The sequence below is a fragment of the Bacillus sp. FSL R5-0654 genome (genome assembly GCF_038008745.1).
Taxonomy (GTDB): Bacteria; Bacillota; Bacilli; order Bacillales; family Bacillaceae; genus Bacillus; species Bacillus safensis.
Genome location: NZ_JBBOZV010000001.1, coordinates 81,629 through 104,423, shown reverse-complemented (window position 1 = coordinate 104,423; position 22,795 = coordinate 81,629). Strand labels below are relative to the sequence as shown.

Below are 22,795 nucleotides of genomic sequence, written 5' to 3'. Positions count from 1 at the left end.
TTCACATTAGAATATAGGTTAAGTCCTCGATCTATTAGTATCTGTCAGCTCCACGTGTCACCACGCTTCCACCTCAGACCTATCAACCTGATCATCTTTCAGGGATCTTACTTCCTTGCGGAATGGGAAATCTCATCTTGAGGGGGGCTTCATGCTTAGATGCTTTCAGCACTTATCCCGTCCGCACATAGCTACCCAGCGATGCCCTTGGCAGAACAACTGGTACACCAGCGGTGCGTCCATCCCGGTCCTCTCGTACTAAGGACAGCTCCTCTCAAATTTCCTGCGCCCGCGACGGATAGGGACCGAACTGTCTCACGACGTTCTGAACCCAGCTCGCGTACCGCTTTAATGGGCGAACAGCCCAACCCTTGGGACCGACTACAGCCCCAGGATGCGATGAGCCGACATCGAGGTGCCAAACCTCCCCGTCGATGTGGACTCTTGGGGGAGATAAGCCTGTTATCCCCGGGGTAGCTTTTATCCGTTGAGCGATGGCCCTTCCATGCGGAACCACCGGATCACTAAGCCCGACTTTCGTCCCTGCTCGACTTGTAGGTCTCGCAGTCAAGCTCCCTTGTGCCTTTACACTCTGCGAATGATTTCCAACCATTCTGAGGGAACCTTTGGGCGCCTCCGTTACATTTTAGGAGGCGACCGCCCCAGTCAAACTGCCCACCTGACACTGTCTCCCTGCCCGATAAGGGCAGCGGGTTAGAAGGTCAATACAGCCAGGGTAGTATCCCACCGATGCCTCCACCGAAGCTAGCGCTCCGGTTTCCAAGGCTCCTACCTATCCTGTACAAGCTGTACCAACATTCAATATCAGGCTGCAGTAAAGCTCCACGGGGTCTTTCCGTCCTGTCGCGGGTAACCTGCATCTTCACAGGTACTATAATTTCACCGAGTCTCTCGTTGAGACAGTGCCCAGATCGTTGCGCCTTTCGTGCGGGTCGGAACTTACCCGACAAGGAATTTCGCTACCTTAGGACCGTTATAGTTACGGCCGCCGTTTACTGGGGCTTCAATTCGCACCTTCGCTTACGCTAAGCGCTCCTCTTAACCTTCCAGCACCGGGCAGGCGTCAGCCCCTATACTTCGCCTTACGGCTTCGCAGAGACCTGTGTTTTTGCTAAACAGTCGCCTGGGCCTATTCACTGCGGCTTCTCGGGGCTTTAACACCCTAAGAAGCACCCCTTCTCCCGAAGTTACGGGGTCATTTTGCCGAGTTCCTTAACGAGAGTTCTCTCGATCACCTTAGGATTCTCTCCTCGCCTACCTGTGTCGGTTTGCGGTACGGGCACCTCTCACCTCGCTAGAGGCTTTTCTTGGCAGTGTGGAATCAGGAACTTCGCTACTAAATTTCGCTCGCCATCACAGCTCAGCCTTTATGGGAAACGGATTTGCCTATTTCCCAGCCTAACTGCTTGGACGCGGATATCCAATACCGCGCTTACCCTATCCTCCTGCGTCCCCCCATTGCTCAAATGGTGAGGAGGTGGTACAGGAATATCAACCTGTTGTCCATCGCCTACGCCTTTCGGCCTCGGCTTAGGTCCCGACTAACCCTGAGCGGACGAGCCTTCCTCAGGAAACCTTAGGCATTCGGTGGACGGGATTCTCACCCGTCTTTCGCTACTCATACCGGCATTCTCACTTCTAAGCGCTCCACCAGTCCTTCCGGTCTGGCTTCACAGCCCTTAGAACGCTCTCCTACCACTGTTCGTAAGAACAGTCCGCAGCTTCGGTGATACGTTTAGCCCCGGTACATTTTCGGCGCAGAGTCACTCGACCAGTGAGCTATTACGCACTCTTTAAATGGTGGCTGCTTCTAAGCCAACATCCTGGTTGTCTAAGCAACTCCACATCCTTTTCCACTTAACGTATACTTTGGGACCTTAGCTGGCGGTCTGGGCTGTTTCCCTTTCGACTACGGATCTTATCACTCGCAGTCTGACTCCCAAGGATAAGTCATCGGCATTCGGAGTTTGACTGAATTCGGTAACCCGGTAGGGGCCCCTAGTCCAATCAGTGCTCTACCTCCGAGACTCTTACCTTGAGGCTAGCCCTAAAGCTATTTCGGAGAGAACCAGCTATCTCCAGGTTCGATTGGCATTTCACCCCTACCCACACCTCATCCCCGCACTTTTCAACGTGCGTGGGTTCGGGCCTCCATTCAGTGTTACCTGAACTTCACCCTGGACATGGGTAGATCACCTGGTTTCGGGTCTACGACCACGTACTCATGCGCCCTATTCAGACTCGCTTTCGCTGCGGCTCCGCATCTTCTGCTTAACCTTGCACGGGATCGTAACTCGCCGGTTCATTCTACAAAAGGCACGCCATCACCCGTTAACGGGCTCTGACTACTTGTAGGCACACGGTTTCAGGATCTATTTCACTCCCCTTCCGGGGTGCTTTTCACCTTTCCCTCACGGTACTGGTTCACTATCGGTCACTAGGGAGTATTTAGCCTTGGGAGATGGTCCTCCCGGATTCCGACGGAATTTCACGTGTTCCGCCGTACTCAGGATCCACTCTGGAGAGAACGACATTTCAGTTACAGGGCTGTTACCTTCTTTGGCGGGCCTTTCCAGACCTCTTCGCTTATATCATTCCTTTGTAACTCCGTATAGAGTGTCCTACAACCCCAAGAGGCAAGCCTCTTGGTTTGGGCTGTTCCCGTTTCGCTCGCCGCTACTCAGGGAATCGCATTTGCTTTCTCTTCCTCCGGGTACTTAGATGTTTCAGTTCCCCGGGTATGCCTTCTCATACTCTATGTATTCAAGTATGGATACTACTCCATTACGAGCAGTGGGTTTCCCCATTCGGAAATCTCCGGATCAAAGCTTGCTTACAGCTCCCCGAAGCATATCGGTGTTCGTCCCGTCCTTCATCGGCTCCTAGTGCCAAGGCATCCACCGTGCGCCCTTTCTAACTTAACCATTTCTTACTTTAGAAAGAATCACTATGTGTGATGAACTTTGCATTGCATTCAATGTGAATGTATTACTTATTGTTATCTAGTTTTCAAAGAACAATCCTGTCTCGCTAGAGACATGTTTTGAAGGAATGATCCTTCAAAACTAAACAAGACGAAAACGTACGCTGCTCCATATATCCTTAGAAAGGAGGTGATCCAGCCGCACCTTCCGATACGGCTACCTTGTTACGACTTCACCCCAATCATCTGCCCCACCTTCGGCGGCTGGCTCCATAAAGGTTACCTCACCGACTTCGGGTGTTGCAAACTCTCGTGGTGTGACGGGCGGTGTGTACAAGGCCCGGGAACGTATTCACCGCGGCATGCTGATCCGCGATTACTAGCGATTCCAGCTTCACGCAGTCGAGTTGCAGACTGCGATCCGAACTGAGAACAGATTTATGGGATTGGCTAAACCTTGCGGTCTTGCAGCCCTTTGTTCTGTCCATTGTAGCACGTGTGTAGCCCAGGTCATAAGGGGCATGATGATTTGACGTCATCCCCACCTTCCTCCGGTTTGTCACCGGCAGTCACCTTAGAGTGCCCAACTGAATGCTGGCAACTAAGATCAAGGGTTGCGCTCGTTGCGGGACTTAACCCAACATCTCACGACACGAGCTGACGACAACCATGCACCACCTGTCACTCTGTCCCCGAAGGGAAAGCCCTATCTCTAGGGTTGTCAGAGGATGTCAAGACCTGGTAAGGTTCTTCGCGTTGCTTCGAATTAAACCACATGCTCCACCGCTTGTGCGGGCCCCCGTCAATTCCTTTGAGTTTCAGTCTTGCGACCGTACTCCCCAGGCGGAGTGCTTAATGCGTTAGCTGCAGCACTAAGGGGCGGAAACCCCCTAACACTTAGCACTCATCGTTTACGGCGTGGACTACCAGGGTATCTAATCCTGTTCGCTCCCCACGCTTTCGCTCCTCAGCGTCAGTTACAGACCAGAGAGTCGCCTTCGCCACTGGTGTTCCTCCACATCTCTACGCATTTCACCGCTACACGTGGAATTCCACTCTCCTCTTCTGCACTCAAGTTTCCCAGTTTCCAATGACCCTCCCCGGTTGAGCCGGGGGCTTTCACATCAGACTTAAGAAACCGCCTGCGAGCCCTTTACGCCCAATAATTCCGGACAACGCTTGCCACCTACGTATTACCGCGGCTGCTGGCACGTAGTTAGCCGTGGCTTTCTGGTTAGGTACCGTCAAGGTGCGAGCAGTTACTCTCGCACTTGTTCTTCCCTAACAACAGAGCTTTACGATCCGAAAACCTTCATCACTCACGCGGCGTTGCTCCGTCAGACTTTCGTCCATTGCGGAAGATTCCCTACTGCTGCCTCCCGTAGGAGTCTGGGCCGTGTCTCAGTCCCAGTGTGGCCGATCACCCTCTCAGGTCGGCTACGCATCGTCGCCTTGGTGAGCCATTACCCCACCAACTAGCTAATGCGCCGCGGGTCCATCTGTAAGTGACAGCCGAAACCGTCTTTCATCCTTGAACCATGCGGTTCAAGGAACTATCCGGTATTAGCTCCGGTTTCCCGGAGTTATCCCAGTCTTACAGGCAGGTTACCCACGTGTTACTCACCCGTCCGCCGCTAACATCCGGGAGCAAGCTCCCTTCTGTCCGCTCGACTTGCATGTATTAGGCACGCCGCCAGCGTTCGTCCTGAGCCAGGATCAAACTCTCCGAAAAAGTACAAAACCGAAGTTTTGCTTTTCGCCAGTTTGACTGACTACCTATGAAGTTTCATAGGATTTTTTTATAAAAACTCGAATTAACAGGTACGTTTTGTCTTGTTTAGTTTTCAAAGATCATATTGGTGGAGCCTAGCGGGATCGAACCGCTGACCTCCTGCGTGCAAGGCAGGCGCTCTCCCAGCTGAGCTAAGGCCCCATAAAAGATGGTCGGGAAGACAGGATTCGAACCTGCGACCCCTTGGTCCCAAACCAAGTGCTCTACCAAGCTGAGCTACTTCCCGATCTTAATGGCGCGCCCGAGAGGAGTCGAACCCCTAACCTTTTGATCCGTAGTCAAACGCTCTATCCAATTGAGCTACGGGCGCTTATTTATAATGCCGAGGGCCGGACTTGAACCGGCACGGTAGTCACCTACCGCAGGATTTTAAGTCCTGTGTGTCTGCCAATTCCACCACCCCGGCGTGGATGGTATAAGCGGAAGACGGGATTCGAACCCGCGACCCCCACCTTGGCAAGGTGGTGTTCTACCACTGAACTACTTCCGCATTACAGGATTTCTTTATTTTATTTGGCAATGCGGGTGAAGGGACTTGAACCCCCACGTCATAAAGACACTAGATCCTAAGTCTAGCGCGTCTGCCAATTCCGCCACACCCGCATGAAACATGGTGAGCCATGAAGGACTCGAACCTTCGACCCTCTGATTAAAAGTCAGATGCTCTACCAACTGAGCTAATGGCTCGCTTTAAAAGCGACTTGTCTATCTTACCATATGAAAGTGGTGCCGGCAAGAGGACTTGAACCCCCAACCTACTGATTACAAGTCAGTTGCTCTACCAGTTGAGCTACACCGGCTTTATCTATCCTAACATTATGTAAGAATAAATATGGTGGAGGATGACGGGCTCGAACCGCCGACCCTCTGCTTGTAAGGCAGATGCTCTCCCAGCTGAGCTAATCCTCCATATTGTGTCGTTTCGAAGTGTCTCTCGATCTGACAAATAGTATTATATAACGATAAGATATTGTTTGTAAAGACTTTTTTAAAATAATTTTTGAATTTATTTTAAAGCTGTTTTTTCATCTTTTCGTTAAGGCACCTAAAGAAGTTTACCACTTGTCCCATCATTTTAAAAGCCTTTTTTTCATTTTTTTATGTTTTTTTGTTAAAAAGAGTACTAATAAGGCTTTATTCCTTTGAAAACAGCTATTTAGAAGCTTTCATACCCTTGATTTTATTTCATATATCTCTGGATAAAAACATTCAAAAAAGAAATTCTGTTATTATTTTATTTTTCCGAGAAATCTTTTTTGCATAAAAAAGTGTGAAAATACTGCTGGTCTTTACTATTTTTCAACAAAATCGTTTCACATCATTTTTCTACTGCTTCAAATATTCAACAGCTTTATCATCGATATAAAATTTTAACAGGAGAAATAAAATGAGTATTGTTTCTTTCATTTCTTCTATCTTTTTAAATTGGACATGCCACAATGACTGACCAGCCCCTTCGGGATGAGGTATTTCTATTTAGTGGTCCTATACATCGCCTTTCTATATCTATTTAGCCGCAGGTGAAGTTTTCTATGCTTTTAGTGTAGACCCTTGATAATTTGAGCTGCTGGTTCATATGATGACCGACATGTTAAATTGAAAGAGCGTAAAGTTTGATTTATTTAGCAATCAACGAGGGAACAATTCACTTTAAGAACCTATTATATAGAAGCAAGTCTTGCAAAAACACAAAAAAGACCAGTTCCGACTGGAACTGATCCTTATAGAAGCTTGGCGGCGTCCTACTCTCACAGGGGGAAACCCCCAACTACCATCGGCGCTGAAGAGCTTAACTTCCGTGTTCGGTATGGGAACGGGTGTGACCTCTTCGCTATCGCCACCAAACCTGATGGAGAGAATGTTCTCTCAAAACTAGATAACAATGTTCATGTTCACATTAGAATATAGGTTAAGTCCTCGATCTATTAGTATCTGTCAGCTCCACGTGTCACCACGCTTCCACCTCAGACCTATCAACCTGATCATCTTTCAGGGATCTTACTTCCTTGCGGAATGGGAAATCTCATCTTGAGGGGGGCTTCATGCTTAGATGCTTTCAGCACTTATCCCGTCCGCACATAGCTACCCAGCGATGCCCTTGGCAGAACAACTGGTACACCAGCGGTGCGTCCATCCCGGTCCTCTCGTACTAAGGACAGCTCCTCTCAAATTTCCTGCGCCCGCGACGGATAGGGACCGAACTGTCTCACGACGTTCTGAACCCAGCTCGCGTACCGCTTTAATGGGCGAACAGCCCAACCCTTGGGACCGACTACAGCCCCAGGATGCGATGAGCCGACATCGAGGTGCCAAACCTCCCCGTCGATGTGGACTCTTGGGGGAGATAAGCCTGTTATCCCCGGGGTAGCTTTTATCCGTTGAGCGATGGCCCTTCCATGCGGAACCACCGGATCACTAAGCCCGACTTTCGTCCCTGCTCGACTTGTAGGTCTCGCAGTCAAGCTCCCTTGTGCCTTTACACTCTGCGAATGATTTCCAACCATTCTGAGGGAACCTTTGGGCGCCTCCGTTACATTTTAGGAGGCGACCGCCCCAGTCAAACTGCCCACCTGACACTGTCTCCCTGCCCGATAAGGGCAGCGGGTTAGAAGGTCAATACAGCCAGGGTAGTATCCCACCGATGCCTCCACCGAAGCTAGCGCTCCGGTTTCCAAGGCTCCTACCTATCCTGTACAAGCTGTACCAACATTCAATATCAGGCTGCAGTAAAGCTCCACGGGGTCTTTCCGTCCTGTCGCGGGTAACCTGCATCTTCACAGGTACTATAATTTCACCGAGTCTCTCGTTGAGACAGTGCCCAGATCGTTGCGCCTTTCGTGCGGGTCGGAACTTACCCGACAAGGAATTTCGCTACCTTAGGACCGTTATAGTTACGGCCGCCGTTTACTGGGGCTTCAATTCGCACCTTCGCTTACGCTAAGCGCTCCTCTTAACCTTCCAGCACCGGGCAGGCGTCAGCCCCTATACTTCGCCTTACGGCTTCGCAGAGACCTGTGTTTTTGCTAAACAGTCGCCTGGGCCTATTCACTGCGGCTTCTCGGGGCTTTAACACCCTAAGAAGCACCCCTTCTCCCGAAGTTACGGGGTCATTTTGCCGAGTTCCTTAACGAGAGTTCTCTCGATCACCTTAGGATTCTCTCCTCGCCTACCTGTGTCGGTTTGCGGTACGGGCACCTCTCACCTCGCTAGAGGCTTTTCTTGGCAGTGTGGAATCAGGAACTTCGCTACTAAATTTCGCTCGCCATCACAGCTCAGCCTTTATGGGAAACGGATTTGCCTATTTCCCAGCCTAACTGCTTGGACGCGGATATCCAATACCGCGCTTACCCTATCCTCCTGCGTCCCCCCATTGCTCAAATGGTGAGGAGGTGGTACAGGAATATCAACCTGTTGTCCATCGCCTACGCCTTTCGGCCTCGGCTTAGGTCCCGACTAACCCTGAGCGGACGAGCCTTCCTCAGGAAACCTTAGGCATTCGGTGGACGGGATTCTCACCCGTCTTTCGCTACTCATACCGGCATTCTCACTTCTAAGCGCTCCACCAGTCCTTCCGGTCTGGCTTCACAGCCCTTAGAACGCTCTCCTACCACTGTTCGTAAGAACAGTCCGCAGCTTCGGTGATACGTTTAGCCCCGGTACATTTTCGGCGCAGAGTCACTCGACCAGTGAGCTATTACGCACTCTTTAAATGGTGGCTGCTTCTAAGCCAACATCCTGGTTGTCTAAGCAACTCCACATCCTTTTCCACTTAACGTATACTTTGGGACCTTAGCTGGCGGTCTGGGCTGTTTCCCTTTCGACTACGGATCTTATCACTCGCAGTCTGACTCCCAAGGATAAGTCATCGGCATTCGGAGTTTGACTGAATTCGGTAACCCGGTAGGGGCCCCTAGTCCAATCAGTGCTCTACCTCCGAGACTCTTACCTTGAGGCTAGCCCTAAAGCTATTTCGGAGAGAACCAGCTATCTCCAGGTTCGATTGGCATTTCACCCCTACCCACACCTCATCCCCGCACTTTTCAACGTGCGTGGGTTCGGGCCTCCATTCAGTGTTACCTGAACTTCACCCTGGACATGGGTAGATCACCTGGTTTCGGGTCTACGACCACGTACTCATGCGCCCTATTCAGACTCGCTTTCGCTGCGGCTCCGCATCTTCTGCTTAACCTTGCACGGGATCGTAACTCGCCGGTTCATTCTACAAAAGGCACGCCATCACCCGTTAACGGGCTCTGACTACTTGTAGGCACACGGTTTCAGGATCTATTTCACTCCCCTTCCGGGGTGCTTTTCACCTTTCCCTCACGGTACTGGTTCACTATCGGTCACTAGGGAGTATTTAGCCTTGGGAGATGGTCCTCCCGGATTCCGACGGAATTTCACGTGTTCCGCCGTACTCAGGATCCACTCTGGAGAGAACGACATTTCAGTTACAGGGCTGTTACCTTCTTTGGCGGGCCTTTCCAGACCTCTTCGCTTATATCATTCCTTTGTAACTCCGTATAGAGTGTCCTACAACCCCAAGAGGCAAGCCTCTTGGTTTGGGCTGTTCCCGTTTCGCTCGCCGCTACTCAGGGAATCGCATTTGCTTTCTCTTCCTCCGGGTACTTAGATGTTTCAGTTCCCCGGGTATGCCTTCTCATACTCTATGTATTCAAGTATGGATACTACTCCATTACGAGCAGTGGGTTTCCCCATTCGGAAATCTCCGGATCAAAGCTTGCTTACAGCTCCCCGAAGCATATCGGTGTTCGTCCCGTCCTTCATCGGCTCCTAGTGCCAAGGCATCCACCGTGCGCCCTTTCTAACTTAACCATTTCTTACTTTAGAAAGAATCACTATGTGTGATGAACTTTGCATTGCATTCAATGTGAATGTATTACTTATTGTTATCTAGTTTTCAAAGAACAATCCTGTCTCGCTAGAGACATGTTTTGAAGGAATGATCCTTCAAAACTAAACAAGACGAAAACGTACGCTGCTCCATATATCCTTAGAAAGGAGGTGATCCAGCCGCACCTTCCGATACGGCTACCTTGTTACGACTTCACCCCAATCATCTGCCCCACCTTCGGCGGCTGGCTCCATAAAGGTTACCTCACCGACTTCGGGTGTTGCAAACTCTCGTGGTGTGACGGGCGGTGTGTACAAGGCCCGGGAACGTATTCACCGCGGCATGCTGATCCGCGATTACTAGCGATTCCAGCTTCACGCAGTCGAGTTGCAGACTGCGATCCGAACTGAGAACAGATTTATGGGATTGGCTAAACCTTGCGGTCTTGCAGCCCTTTGTTCTGTCCATTGTAGCACGTGTGTAGCCCAGGTCATAAGGGGCATGATGATTTGACGTCATCCCCACCTTCCTCCGGTTTGTCACCGGCAGTCACCTTAGAGTGCCCAACTGAATGCTGGCAACTAAGATCAAGGGTTGCGCTCGTTGCGGGACTTAACCCAACATCTCACGACACGAGCTGACGACAACCATGCACCACCTGTCACTCTGTCCCCGAAGGGAAAGCCCTATCTCTAGGGTTGTCAGAGGATGTCAAGACCTGGTAAGGTTCTTCGCGTTGCTTCGAATTAAACCACATGCTCCACCGCTTGTGCGGGCCCCCGTCAATTCCTTTGAGTTTCAGTCTTGCGACCGTACTCCCCAGGCGGAGTGCTTAATGCGTTAGCTGCAGCACTAAGGGGCGGAAACCCCCTAACACTTAGCACTCATCGTTTACGGCGTGGACTACCAGGGTATCTAATCCTGTTCGCTCCCCACGCTTTCGCTCCTCAGCGTCAGTTACAGACCAGAGAGTCGCCTTCGCCACTGGTGTTCCTCCACATCTCTACGCATTTCACCGCTACACGTGGAATTCCACTCTCCTCTTCTGCACTCAAGTTTCCCAGTTTCCAATGACCCTCCCCGGTTGAGCCGGGGGCTTTCACATCAGACTTAAGAAACCGCCTGCGAGCCCTTTACGCCCAATAATTCCGGACAACGCTTGCCACCTACGTATTACCGCGGCTGCTGGCACGTAGTTAGCCGTGGCTTTCTGGTTAGGTACCGTCAAGGTGCGAGCAGTTACTCTCGCACTTGTTCTTCCCTAACAACAGAGCTTTACGATCCGAAAACCTTCATCACTCACGCGGCGTTGCTCCGTCAGACTTTCGTCCATTGCGGAAGATTCCCTACTGCTGCCTCCCGTAGGAGTCTGGGCCGTGTCTCAGTCCCAGTGTGGCCGATCACCCTCTCAGGTCGGCTACGCATCGTCGCCTTGGTGAGCCATTACCCCACCAACTAGCTAATGCGCCGCGGGTCCATCTGTAAGTGACAGCCGAAACCGTCTTTCATCCTTGAACCATGCGGTTCAAGGAACTATCCGGTATTAGCTCCGGTTTCCCGGAGTTATCCCAGTCTTACAGGCAGGTTACCCACGTGTTACTCACCCGTCCGCCGCTAACATCCGGGAGCAAGCTCCCTTCTGTCCGCTCGACTTGCATGTATTAGGCACGCCGCCAGCGTTCGTCCTGAGCCAGGATCAAACTCTCCGAAAAAGTACAAAACCGAAGTTTTGCTTTTCGCCAGTTTGACTGACTACCTATGAAGTATCATAGGATTTTTTTATAAAAACTCGAATTAACAGGTACGTTTTGTCTTGTTTAGTTTTCAAAGATCATGTTCGTTATCGCTCGTAAGCGACTTTAATATCTTACCATTTTACATCGGTTAAAGTCAAGAACTTTTTTCAATTTCTTTTTTTAACCTCGTTGCTGTTTTGCGGCAACGAATAATAATATACCACCTGGAATCTTTCCTTGCAATAGTTTTTTAAAAAAAAGTTTCATTTTATGAAAAATAAAAAGCGCCATAGATAGAATGGCGCTTTGATTGATGTATTAGCGGTTTCTCATTTGCGGGAAAAGCAGTACATCTCTGATTGATGGAGAATTTGTTAAAAGCATGATTAATCGGTCGATCCCGATTCCTAAACCACCTGTTGGAGGCATGCCGTATTCTAATGCTTCAACAAAATCGTCATCCATTAGATGTGCTTCGTCATTTCCTTCTTCACGTTCTTTTAATTGAGCTTCAAAGCGTTCTCTTTGATCAATTGGATCGTTTAGCTCTGTGAATGCATTTGCATGCTCACGGCGCACGATAAACAGCTCAAAGCGATCTGTGAAGCGAGGATCTTCAGGATTTTTCTTAGCTAATGGAGAAATCTCCACTGGATGTCCGTAAATGAATGTAGGCTGAACCAATGTTTCTTCTACTTTTTGCTCGAAGAACTCATTGATAATATGACCTACTGTCATATTTTTCGTGAATTCAACACCATGATCAGCAGCATGTTGTTTTGCTTCTTCTATAGACATCTCCTGCCAGAAGTCTACACCTGTTGCTTCTTTGACCGCTTCAACCATATGCAGTCTCTTCCATTCAGGTTTGAGATCAATTTCATCTTCTCCATATTGAATGGTTGTTGTTCCCAGCACCTCTTGGGCAATATGGGCAATCAAGTTTTCAGTCAGATTCATGATGTCTTTGTAGTCTGCGTATGCTTCATACAGCTCGATCATAGTGAATTCTGGGTTATGACGAGTCGATACACCTTCATTACGGAATACGCGGCCAATCTCGTATACTTTCTCTAGACCACCGACAATTAGGCGTTTTAAGTGCAGCTCGATCGCAATACGCATATAAAGCGGCATATCAAGTGCATTGTGATGAGTAATGAAAGGACGCGCTGATGCACCACCAGGAATGCTGTGCATAGTTGGTGTTTCAACTTCTAAGTATCCTTTAGAATCCAAGTATCTTCTCATGGATTGAATGATTTTGCTTCGCATAATGAATGTCTGCTTACTTTCTGGATTTACAATGAGGTCAAGGTAGCGCTGACGATAGCGTTGTTCAACATCTTTTAATCCATGATATTTATCAGGAAGCGGGCGAAGTGCTTTTGTCAGAACCTCAAAGCTAGTCGCTTTAATAGAAAGTTCTCCGACATTTGTTTTAAAAACAGTCCCTGTTACACCGATGATATCGCCTAGGTCTGAGCTTTTAAATAATTCGTAAGCTTCTTCCCCTACACTATCTTTACGAACGTAGATTTGAATTTGTCCTTCTAGGTCTTGAATATGCGCAAAGCCAGCTTTACCTTTTCCGCGCTTTGTCATCAAACGTCCAGCGATTGTTACTTGAGCCGCTTTTCCTTCTAAGTCTTCTTTAGAAAACTCGTCGTATTCAGCGATAATTTGTGCAGATTGATGAGAGCGGTCATATCGTTCACCGAATGGATCGATACCCTCTTCTCTCATTTTATTCATTTTGTCACGTCTGACCTGGAATTGGTCATTCAATTCTTCGTTATTAAGCCCTTCATTACTCATTTATATCACTCCAATAATGTATTTTGCAGAGAAAAGCAGAAAAACTGCCAGTACATGCACTAGCAGTGAGCTACAAAAAGAAAGATAATCTTATCCTACTTTTATACTTTGAAGCTCTTTTGCCTCGGCTTCGATCGTAAAGTCATCAAGAACTTGTACAAGCTCCGCTCTCGTTTCACTTTGATTGATTTGATTTCTTACGTCCGCATTGCCTCGGACACCTTTTAAGTACCATGCTGCGTGCTTTCTCATTTCTCTAACAGCCACATGCTCGCCTTTTAGATCGATGAGTCTGTCTAAGTGAAGCTTGCACACTGACATTTTCTCACGCACGTTTGGCTCTTCTTTCAGTTCACCCGTTTCTAAATAATGAACCGTTCGATAAATCATCCACGGGTTTCCTAGTGCAGCTCTTCCGATCATGACAGCGTCCACACCCGTTTCATCAAGCATACGTTTTGCATCTTGAGGGGTTTTGACATCGCCATTGCCGATGACAGGAATTGAAACAGATTGTTTAACCTCTTTAATAATATCCCAATTCGCTGTTCCTTCGTACATTTGCACGCGTGTCCGTCCGTGAAGCGCAACCGCTTGTCCACCTGCTCGTTCAACAGCACGGGCATTGTCGATAGCAAAGATATGGTCTTCATCCCAGCCCATTCTCATTTTCACAGTAACTGGTTTGTCTACAGCTTCTACGACAGCAGAGACCATTTCATAAATCTTGTTTGGATCAAGGAGCCATTTCGCTCCTGCATCACATTTCGTAATCTTTGGTACAGGACAGCCCATGTTAATATCAATAATATCAGCTGTGGTATTCTGGTCTACGAACTTTGCCGCTTCAACGAGTGTGTCTTTTTCCCCTCCAAATATCTGAAGGCTCAAAGGCTTTTCCCGTTCATCAATGTATAGCATACCCATCGTTCTCGCGTTGTTGATCAGGATCGCTTTGTCACTGACCATTTCAGCGCAGACTAAGCCCGCTCCAAACTCTTTCACCGTCAGTCTGAAGGCAGAGTTGCACACACCAGCCATTGGTGCGAGCACTACTTTGTTTTTAATCTCGATATCTCCGATTTTAAACATTTTTCCCCCTCCTTTCTTCTTCAAGAATTGGTGAAAGTTCTTCCACCGTTATATTTAAAGCATCTGCTATTTGACCAACCAATTGGTTTGTTGGTAATCGATTGCCTCGCTCAATTTCTCCTAAGACAGAGACAGAGATGCCCAGTCTTTTCGCGAACCCTTCCTGAGTATACCCTTTTAGCTTTCGGTATGCACGAATTCTTCTACCCCACATGTCTTTTTCCATATGCTTACACCTTCTTGGTCTGTTACGGCATTTATTTGTACTTCGCCGATTTCTGGGCAAATCTCACTCATCGGGACAAGAACGAATAAACGTTCGTACATTCTAGGATGCGGTACTACAAGTTGTTCTGTTTCAATATTTTCACGATTATAAAGTAAAATGTCAAGGTCAGCCGTTCGCGGTCCCCATCTCACTTCTCTTGTTCTGCCTAACTCCTGCTCGATTTTCTGAGTAAGAGACAGCAGTTCCTCCGGACGAAGTGAAGTGGTAATTTTCACGGCCATGTTTAAAAAGTCATCTTGGTTTTCATATCCTACAGGTGCTGTTTCATATATCGATGAGATTAATTCTACTTGAACCTCTGGATGTTCATGCAGTTTTTTGACGGCTTCTTTTAAATAGGTTTCTTTTTTACCTATGTTTGAGCCTAATGCGATGTATGCTGTATTGTTCATGTGCGCGATCTCGTCATTTCAATTGCAACGGACTGATAGTGTCCTGGAATTGGCGGATCTGGTTTGATCACCTTCACTGTACATTCCTGAACTGTCGGAAAGTCCTTTAACACTTGGTTTGCAATTCTTTCTGTCAGTGTTTCAACGAGATTGACCGGCTTACCTTCTACAATGCTTTTGCAGATTTGGTAAAGCTCTGCATAGTTAATGGTCTCATTGAGGTCATCAGTTTGTCCGGCTTTACTTAAATCAAGTGAAGCTGTTAAGTCCACGCGGAATCGCTGCCCTAATTTATTTTCTTCTGCAAATACACCATGGTACCCGTAAAATTCCATTCCATTTACATATACTTTATCGATGATAAGCGCCTCCCTTATTCAGCATGGCATCCATCATTTTTGCCATTCTTGCTATTTCTTTTACATCATGTACACGGACCATCGCACTGCCCTTTTGAATCCCAAGGCAAACTGTCGCACCTGTTCCTTCAGTACGTTCTTCAGGAGGCAGGTCTAAAACAGCACCAATGAATCGTTTTCGTGATGTAGCTAGCAGCAGTGGATACCCAAGGTGACAAAAATGTTCAAGTTCATTCATGACCTTCAGGTTGTCCTCTTTATTTTTCGCAAATCCTACCCCTGGATCTAATATAATCATGTCATCACGGACACCCGCTTGCTGGGCAATTTGGACACTTTCTTTCAAATCGGCGATCATATCTGAAATCAGATGTGTGTAGTTTCGTTCTGGCCGATTGTGCATTAAAATGATTGGGACATTGTGCTTCGCTGCCACATGTGCCATTTGGGGATCTGCCTTCGCTCCCCATACATCATTAATGATGGAGGCTCCAGCTTTCACCGCTTCATCTGCAACACGGGCTTTATACGTATCAATAGAGATAGGTACATCTAATTCTTTTGTGATCTTCTCAATGACAGGAATGACCCTTGAAAGCTCCTCTTCTTCCGAGACAAGTGCCGCTCCTGGGCGAGTCGATTCTCCGCCAATATCAATAATATGCGCCCCGTCTTCTATCAGCTGCGCTGCATGAGCCAGCGCTTTATCTACTTGATTAAACTTTCCTCCATCTGAAAAAGAGTCAGGCGTGACATTTAAAATGCCCATGACCAATGTCTTTTCTTCATAGCTAAGGGTGTGATGCTTGGCCTGTATGATTTTAGGCTGTTTTATCAATTGTTGTGTCATTGTGTCCACCTACTCTTTATGGTCTTGACGTTCTTTTGTGTATTGCATTCTTAACTTTGTTGAGATGGTCCGGCTGTTTTTGGGCAAGTGGATGTCTCCTATACTCCCGAAAGGTACAACTCCCTGAACAGAATTAGTCATCCATACCTCATCAGCTGAGAGCAAATGTGAGACTGGGTATCGTCCTTCCTTTAGCGAGACCCCCATCGCGTGGAGCGTTTCCATACAGTATCGACGAGTGACCCCATTTAAAATGCCTGTATCAAGTGACGGTGTATAGACCACATCATCTTTCCGCCAAAAAACATTCGAGGTAATACCTTCTGCCACATCATCTTCTTTCGTTAAAAAGATGCCTTCTAACGCCGGGTCGTTCCCCACTTCTCTTTTCGCGAGCAGGTTGTTCATATAGTGATGAGACTTGAGGCGCCTTGGCCCTTCTGGTGTATTTCTTCTTGTTTGAAGAATGACTCCCTTTTTCTCATCTAAAATAGATTCTGGACGGAATGGAGAGATCATGACAAAAACGACAGGCTCTTCATAAGGATCTGCAGAAAACCCATTGCCTCTGCCCGCAGAAACATTCAAGCGAATTCTCGCATGGCCGCCGGCTATTTGGTTTTTATTCAGTAAAGTATGAATGATGTCGAGTACAAATGGTTTCTCTATTGTGGATTCGATGCAAAGGTCACGTAATGATTGATTGAGCCTTTCAAGATGCCAATCTAACAGGAAGACTTGTCCTGCCAGGCTGGTAAATGTTTCGAATACACCGATGCCATATAGAAAACCATGATCAAAAGGAGAAAGAGTCGCGTCTTTCTCCTCTATATACTGACCGTTCAGATAAATGATCATGCGTTTACTTCATGCCCCTTTTTACGATAGGTTTCAATGAAATTTTTCAGCATTTCTTTTCCGAAGGATGTCATAATCGATTCAGGATGGAATTGCACACTTTCAATCGGCAGTTCTTTATGGCGAATCGCCATGAGCTCGCCTTCTTTTGTGCTGGCTGTTGCGTCAAAGCACTCTGGCAATGTCTCGTTTTTGACAATTAACGAATGATATCTCGTTGCAACGAGCGGATTTTGAAGTCCTGTGAAGACACCTTTTCCGTCATGTTTAATCTCTGACGTTTTACCGTGCATTAAGCGCTCTGCTCGAACGACATCCCCGCCAAAGACTTGTGCGATGGATTGGTGACCTAGACACACACCGAAGATCGGAATACTTCCTGCAAAGTGCTTGATCGCCTCCATGCTAATCCCCGCTTCATCAGGACTGCATGGCCCTGGAGAAATCATGAGGAAATCCGGCTTGAGCTCTTCAATTTCTTGAATGGTTACTTGATCATTCCGTTTCACGATCAAATCTTCCCCAAGCTCTCCTAAATACTGGACCAGGTTGTACGTAAATGAATCATAATTATCAATCATTAAAATCATACTCTGCTCACCTCTAACTCAAAATAGTCTCTTCTTTGCTCAACTGTAATGCTTTTTTCACTGCATAGGCTTTTTTAATTGATTCTTTGTATTCGTGTTTTGGGACAGAATCTATGACGATCCCCGCCCCTGACTGCATAAAGGCCTTTCCTTCTGTACAATACGCAGTACGAATGACGATATTAAAGTGCATATCGTGATTGAATCCAAACCAGCCTATAGATCCAGTATAAAGCCCACGTCTTGTTGGCTCAAGTTCTTCTATGATTTCCATCGTCCTTACTTTTGGAGCACCTGTAATCGTTCCACCTGGGAATACAGCTCTCATGACATCTACCGCGTCACATTCATCACGCAGCTCTCCTTGTACATTGGATACAATATGCATCACGTGTGAATATTTCTCAATCGCCATAAATTCGTTCACTTTTACGGATCCATAAGTGGATACGCGTCCAAGGTCATTCCGCTCAAGATCAACGAGCATCACATGCTCTGCGCGTTCTTTTTCATTTTCAATGAGCTCTTTTGCCAGAGCTTGATCCTCAGCGTCGTCTTTGCCTCGTGATCTTGTTCCGGCAATTGGTCTTGTTTCTAGCTGAGTTCCTTTTTTCTTAATTAGCAACTCTGGAGATCCACAAACAATCTGGAAGTCAGGCGTATGCAAGTAAGACATGTAAGGAGATGGATTTACCTGACGTAACGTTTTGTATAAATCATACGGATGAGTGTGAAGCTGTTCATCTTGTCTGATGGATAAGTTCACTTGGAACACATCACCGTTTGCGATATACTGCTTAATTTTCTCTACTGCTTCCCCAAAGGCTTCTTCAGTGAATGGTGCTGCTGGTACAAATTCTGTAGAAGGTTCACTGACAGGTGATTGTGCTGATTCTTCTGAAGAGCTTGTCCATTTTTGCTTCCATTCTTCAAGCCTTTGGTTCGCTTCACTCCCTGATTCCGCTTCCTCTATGTGCGTAATCAGCCACAGCGCGTGCTCTTTATGATCAAAAACTGCAACATCGTTAAATACGAGGAAATAAAGGTCTGGTGTTTGAAGATCATCAATTGACAGCATCTTAAAATGTTCGATGTATCTAGCATAATCGTAGCTTAAAAACCCAATGGCTCCGCCTTGAAAGTCGGGATATTCGTCGTTCGTTTCAGTTCGAAGGGTTTGAAACCAATCCGTAAATGCTCTGAATGGATCACCTTCTTTGAACAGCACCTCATCTTGATAATGGATAGTCGTCATTCCATCTTTCCCCTTCGCTTTTGCGATCGGGTGAATACCAGCGATGCTATAAGAACCGCCGCGCGCACTTTCAAGAAGCACATGATGTGTTTCACGAGCAGTTAATTGTTCGTATCTTTTCAAAAATGCATCTTTCGTAAAAGGAATTTTGATGCCCATCGGCCTGCGTTGTGTCATGTTATCATCCTTTTTCATTTTCATTAACCTTATTGTAATGCAATCCATTTTATTTAGAAAATAGTATTTGCTTTCCATCTTCAGAATTCATAAAAAAACCCCAGCAAATGCTGGGGTGATTGGTTTAATCGAATTGATAAAGAGGTGTACTGAGGTAACGCTCACCATTACTTGGGATGATGGCCAGAACCTTTTTCCCTTTACCAAGCTTCTTCGCTGTTTGAAGCGCTGCGTAAATAGCTGCTCCAGAAGAAATACCGCCAAGGATTCCTTCTTCTTTCGCTGCTTTTCTTGCAAGCTCAAATGCATCTTCGTTTTTCACTTGGATGATGCCGTCATATATTTCTGTGTTCAAGATTGAAGGAACAAAACCTGCTCCAATTCCTTGAATTTTATGCGGACCCGGCTTACCGCCTGACAATACAGGAGAATCTGTCGGCTCTACTGCATAAAGCTGGATGGATGGGATGGCTTCTTTTAGGACTTCACCAGCTCCTGTAATCGTACCGCCCGTACCAACACCTGCAATAAATGCATCAAGCTCGCCGTCAAACTGTTCAAGGATTTCTTTCCCAGTTGTACGACGGTGAATCTCTGCATTGGCTTCGTTGCTAAATTGCTGAGGCATGAAGTAACCATGCTCTTCTGCTAATTCTTCCGCTTTTTTGATGGCACCTTTCATTCCTTCTGCACCTGGTGTTAAGACAAGTTCCGCACCATAAGCGCGTAAAAGGTTGCGGCGCTCCTGACTCATTGTGTCCGGCATAACCAAAATCGCATTGATTCCTTTAGCAGCCGCTACCATTGCAAGGCCGATTCCTGTATTTCCGCTTGTTGGTTCAATAAGCGTATCGCCGGCTTTTAATGTACCTTTTGCTTCAGCATCTTCGATCATCGCTAAAGCAATACGATCTTTGACACTGCTGCCCGGGTTCATATATTCAAGTTTCAAGTAGACATCCGCACTGTCTTCATCTACTAAACGGTTTAATTTAACGACTGGTGTATTTCCTATTAGTTCAAAAACTGAATTTGCAATACGAGCCATCACTAACACCTCTATCTCCGAGTAATTTTATTGTATTAATATTAAATTATCAATTTCAAAAAATTTTGTCAATGCTTTTAGTCCTGCTCGCCATCGTAAAACCATGTGACTTTTGCTTCTTTCCACAGGGTTTTGACATTCGCCTTTTCACCTAGATCTTCCATGGCAATCTGCCTTTTAATCTGGTCTTTGACTTCGTCATAGGAGAAAGAGCGGCCATTTAATTTTTCTTTTAACTGAATAATGGCATACCCGTTTTTGGTCTGAATCGGCTCTTTCGTCCATTCATCTGGCTGAAGCTTTTGAGCTTCTTGTATGTATAGGGCTGGGATACTTTCCTGCTCTTCTGTCACAAATCCAAGATCTCCGCCGTATGGTGAGGTGTAACGGTCGATTGAACGTTCAGCTGCCACAGCTTCGAAGCTAGACCCACCTTTTAAATCTTTTAATACATTTTCAGCCTCGCTCTTTGTCTTCACGACGATATGGCGAATGCGGTATGAATCATCATATTGATATAAGTCCTTGTTTTTTTCATAAAACGATTTCGCTTCTTTTTCAGAAACGACGGCATCTCTTGTTAAAAGCTGCTCTAATAAAATTTGATAACGAATCTGTTCTTTCCATTCCTTCTCACTTGTATGTCCATCTTCATAGAAATTATTAGACACCGCTTTGAGCATGAGCAATTCACGATTGATCTCTTTTGAAGACACTTCCAGCTTGTTTTGCTTGGCAAGCTGATTGACCACCTTCTGATTGATCATTTGTTCAAGTGTCGCCTTTCCGTAGCGGTCTTCCATCTTCTTTAACCATTCTTGACGCGTCACCTTCTCTTTTCCAATCGACGCAATTTCTTCACCGCTCTTCCCGTTAGAAGAAGCCTGTGACATTTGTGACTTTGTTAATACATATGCAATGACAACGGCATTAATCATGAGCAACACGAGGATAAATGTCCATACCACTCTTGCTTTTAGTCTCATCTTTCGTCTCCTTTCCATTCTAAAAAGAAAACCCGCAGCTTAGAGCTTAGCGGGTTAATTCTTCACGTAGCTCTTCTAGCTCTTCTTTTGTAAATACATACGTTTCGTTACAAAAATGGCATTGAGCTTCTGCTTGTCCGTCTTGTTCAATCATATCATCAATTTCGGCTTTCCCTAGGCTGATAATGCCATTTGCAAACCGTTCTTTTGAGCAGTTACAAGAAAATTCGACAGGTACAGTTTCTAAAATTTGAGGTTTTTCACCGAGTACTTCTTCTAATATTTCTTCTGGTGTCATCCCTTTTTCAATGAGTTTAGAGATTGGTTCAATGGTTGACAGGCGCTTTTCTAGTCTTTCAATGACAGCATCTTCTGTACCAGGCAGCAGTTGAATGATGAAACCGCCTGCTGCGAGGATCGAATTATCTGGATTGACAAGAACGCCTACACCTACAGAAGAAGGCACTTGCTCAGAAGAAACAAGATAATAAGTGAAGTCATCTCCAATTTCACCAGAAACGATTTCCGTTTGCCCTGTAAAGTGGTCCTTCAGCCCGATATCTTTGACAACACTTAACGTTCCAGATGTTCCGACTGCACGTCTAACATCCAGCTTGCCATGTTCATTTAAGTCAAAGTGAACTTGTGGGTTTGAGACATATCCTCGCACCTGGCCTTTTGCATTTCCATCAGCAATAATGGCGCCGATTGGGCCACCGCCTTCTATTTTGACAGTTAGCTTATTCTCACCTTTCAGCATAGCACCCATCATGACTGTTGCTGTCATCGTTCTGCCGATGGCTGCTGATGCAGTCGGCCACGTATGATGTCTTCTTTGTGCTTCGTTGATTGTATCTGTTGTGTTTGCAGCATATGCGCGGACTTTTCCGTCATATGCTAACGCTTTAACTAAGTAATCCATTTGATTTAAACCTCCTATATTACACCGACACGATTACGTTCATAAATGAGCTGCAGTCCTTTTAATGTGAGGAACGGATCGACAATATCAATACAGTCTGATTCATTTCCAATCAATGTAGACAAACCGCCTGTTGCAATGACTTTCGGTGTTTGTTTGGCTTGCTGCTTCATCCGTTTCACTATTCCCTCGACTTGGCCAACATATCCATAAAGGATGCCGGATTGCATCGCACTGATGGTGTTTTTTCCAACAATGTGATCAGGACGGACAATTTCAATTCTCGGCAGCTTCGCCGCTCTTGTATATAAAGCCTCAGTTGAGATGGTTATACCCGGTGCAATCGCTCCACCCATGTATTGTTTTTGTTCATTGATATAACAGTAGGTTGTTGCTGTTCCAAAGTCTACCACAATTAGAGGCGCCCCATATAGATGAATTGCTGCTACTGCATTGACAATTCGATCTGCCCCGACTTCCTTTGGATTGTCACACATAATGTTTAATCCAGTCTTCATTCCAGGCCCTACAATTTGGGGTGTTATGTGAAAATACTTTTCGCACATTCTTTCAAGTGCGAACATCATTGGCGGGACAACAGAGGAGATGATAATTCCTTCTATTTGGTCAAACATCAGCCCCACATAATCGAATAAAGCCCTGATGGACATACCAAATTCATCTTCTGTTTTATGACGGCTTGTTTCAATTCGCCAATGGTAGTTTAGATCGCCATTATGATAAACACCTAAAACGGTATTTGTGTTTCCTACATCTATCACGAGTAACAACTTCATCACCACTTTGAATAGTTTCTCAAAAAGAGCATTTT

Annotated in this window: 13 protein-coding genes, 9 tRNA genes and 5 rRNA genes; all 27 read right to left on the bottom strand. The window is 46.5% G+C overall.

The window, feature by feature from the left end; translation table 11 throughout:
• Window positions 1-14: 14 nt before the first annotated feature.
• The 27 genes from NSS76_RS00560 to NSS76_RS00430 all read right to left on the bottom strand — a co-directional run bounded on the left by NSS76_RS00560 (window position 15) and on the right by NSS76_RS00430 (window position 22,754).
• Window positions 15-2,945 (bottom strand): 23S ribosomal RNA (locus tag NSS76_RS00560).
• Between the two features lie 182 nt (window positions 2,946-3,127).
• A 16S ribosomal RNA gene (locus NSS76_RS00555) occupies window positions 3,128-4,676 on the bottom strand.
• Between the two features lie 125 nt (window positions 4,677-4,801).
• Window positions 4,802-4,877, bottom strand: a tRNA-Ala gene (locus tag NSS76_RS00550).
• Between the two features lie 8 nt (window positions 4,878-4,885).
• Window positions 4,886-4,962: transfer RNA gene (locus tag NSS76_RS00545), tRNA-Pro, on the bottom strand.
• 7 nt (window positions 4,963-4,969) lie between these two features.
• Window positions 4,970-5,046 (bottom strand) — tRNA-Arg (locus NSS76_RS00540).
• A gap of 10 nt (window positions 5,047-5,056) precedes the next feature.
• Window positions 5,057-5,142 (bottom strand) — tRNA-Leu (locus NSS76_RS00535).
• A gap of 12 nt (window positions 5,143-5,154) precedes the next feature.
• Window positions 5,155-5,226 (bottom strand) — tRNA-Gly (locus NSS76_RS00530).
• Between the two features lie 30 nt (window positions 5,227-5,256).
• A tRNA-Leu gene (locus NSS76_RS00525) sits at window positions 5,257-5,339 on the bottom strand.
• A gap of 8 nt (window positions 5,340-5,347) precedes the next feature.
• Window positions 5,348-5,423, bottom strand: a tRNA-Lys gene (locus NSS76_RS00520).
• Between the two features lie 37 nt (window positions 5,424-5,460).
• Window positions 5,461-5,536 (bottom strand) — tRNA-Thr (locus tag NSS76_RS00515).
• 33 nt (window positions 5,537-5,569) lie between these two features.
• Window positions 5,570-5,645: transfer RNA gene (locus tag NSS76_RS00510), tRNA-Val, on the bottom strand.
• Between the two features lie 820 nt (window positions 5,646-6,465).
• Window positions 6,466-6,581: ribosomal RNA gene (gene rrf, locus NSS76_RS00505) — 5S ribosomal RNA — on the bottom strand.
• A 60-nt stretch (window positions 6,582-6,641) separates the two neighbouring features.
• A 23S ribosomal RNA gene (locus tag NSS76_RS00500) occupies window positions 6,642-9,572 on the bottom strand.
• Window positions 9,573-9,754: 182 nt separating this feature from the next.
• Window positions 9,755-11,303: ribosomal RNA gene (locus NSS76_RS00495) — 16S ribosomal RNA — on the bottom strand.
• Together the 16S, 23S and 5S rRNA genes with 9 tRNA genes alongside form the textbook arrangement of a ribosomal RNA operon.
• Before the next feature lie 342 nt (window positions 11,304-11,645).
• Window positions 11,646-13,145 carry a lysine--tRNA ligase gene (lysS, locus tag NSS76_RS00490; protein ID WP_341080026.1) on the bottom strand — a complete coding sequence of 500 codons (1,500 nt, stop codon included), beginning with the start codon at window positions 13,143-13,145 and terminating at the stop codon, window positions 11,646-11,648.
• 90 nt (window positions 13,146-13,235) lie between these two features.
• The gene (dusB, locus tag NSS76_RS00485) at window positions 13,236-14,237 is read right to left on the bottom strand and encodes a tRNA dihydrouridine synthase DusB (RefSeq protein WP_024425662.1); all 1,002 of its coding nucleotides are present in this window, start codon (window positions 14,235-14,237) and stop codon (window positions 13,236-13,238) included.
• Window positions 14,230-14,463, bottom strand: a complete 234-nt coding sequence (locus NSS76_RS00480) for a helix-turn-helix domain-containing protein (RefSeq protein WP_024425661.1) — start codon at window positions 14,461-14,463, stop codon at window positions 14,230-14,232. Before NSS76_RS00480 ends, dusB begins: the two co-directional genes overlap by 8 nt.
• Window positions 14,415-14,918, bottom strand: a complete 504-nt coding sequence (gene folK, locus NSS76_RS00475; protein ID WP_024425660.1) for a 2-amino-4-hydroxy-6-hydroxymethyldihydropteridine diphosphokinase — start codon at window positions 14,916-14,918, stop codon at window positions 14,415-14,417. Before folK ends, NSS76_RS00480 begins: the two co-directional genes overlap by 49 nt.
• Window positions 14,915-15,277, bottom strand: coding sequence for a dihydroneopterin aldolase (gene folB, locus NSS76_RS00470; protein ID WP_080780838.1), 363 nt, complete (start codon window positions 15,275-15,277; stop codon window positions 14,915-14,917). Before folB ends, folK begins: the two co-directional genes overlap by 4 nt.
• The gene (gene folP, locus NSS76_RS00465) at window positions 15,270-16,127 is read right to left on the bottom strand and encodes a dihydropteroate synthase (protein WP_024425658.1); all 858 of its coding nucleotides are present in this window, start codon (window positions 16,125-16,127) and stop codon (window positions 15,270-15,272) included. The genes folB and folP overlap by 8 nt, the downstream gene beginning before the upstream one ends.
• 9 nt (window positions 16,128-16,136) lie before the next feature.
• Window positions 16,137-16,985, bottom strand: a complete 849-nt coding sequence (gene pabC, locus NSS76_RS00460; protein WP_073203477.1) for an aminodeoxychorismate lyase — start codon at window positions 16,983-16,985, stop codon at window positions 16,137-16,139.
• Entirely contained in the window at window positions 16,982-17,575 is a 594-nt protein-coding gene (gene pabA, locus NSS76_RS00455; protein ID WP_073203474.1) for an aminodeoxychorismate/anthranilate synthase component II, read from the bottom strand. Before pabA ends, pabC begins: the two co-directional genes overlap by 4 nt.
• Window positions 17,576-17,588: 13 nt before the next feature.
• The gene (locus tag NSS76_RS00450) at window positions 17,589-19,007 is read right to left on the bottom strand and encodes an anthranilate synthase component I family protein (RefSeq protein WP_270126386.1); all 1,419 of its coding nucleotides are present in this window, start codon (window positions 19,005-19,007) and stop codon (window positions 17,589-17,591) included.
• 124 nt (window positions 19,008-19,131) lie between these two features.
• On the bottom strand, window positions 19,132-20,055 hold the full coding sequence (cysK, locus tag NSS76_RS00445; protein ID WP_024425655.1) for a cysteine synthase A: 924 nt from the start codon (window positions 20,053-20,055) through the stop codon (window positions 19,132-19,134).
• Window positions 20,056-20,132: 77 nt separating this feature from the next.
• Complete coding sequence (locus NSS76_RS00440; RefSeq protein WP_024425654.1) at window positions 20,133-21,041, bottom strand: peptidyl-prolyl cis-trans isomerase; 909 nt, start codon at window positions 21,039-21,041, stop codon at window positions 20,133-20,135.
• Window positions 21,042-21,087: 46 nt separating this feature from the next.
• A complete protein-coding gene (gene hslO / locus NSS76_RS00435) occupies window positions 21,088-21,963 on the bottom strand; it encodes an Hsp33 family molecular chaperone HslO (RefSeq protein WP_024425653.1) in 876 nt (291 codons plus the stop codon).
• 14 nt (window positions 21,964-21,977) lie between these two features.
• Window positions 21,978-22,754 (bottom strand): type III pantothenate kinase, encoded by a 777-nt coding sequence (locus NSS76_RS00430; RefSeq protein ID WP_197172555.1) that lies wholly within the window; start codon window positions 22,752-22,754, stop codon window positions 21,978-21,980.
• Between the last annotated feature and the right edge of the window lie 41 nt (window positions 22,755-22,795).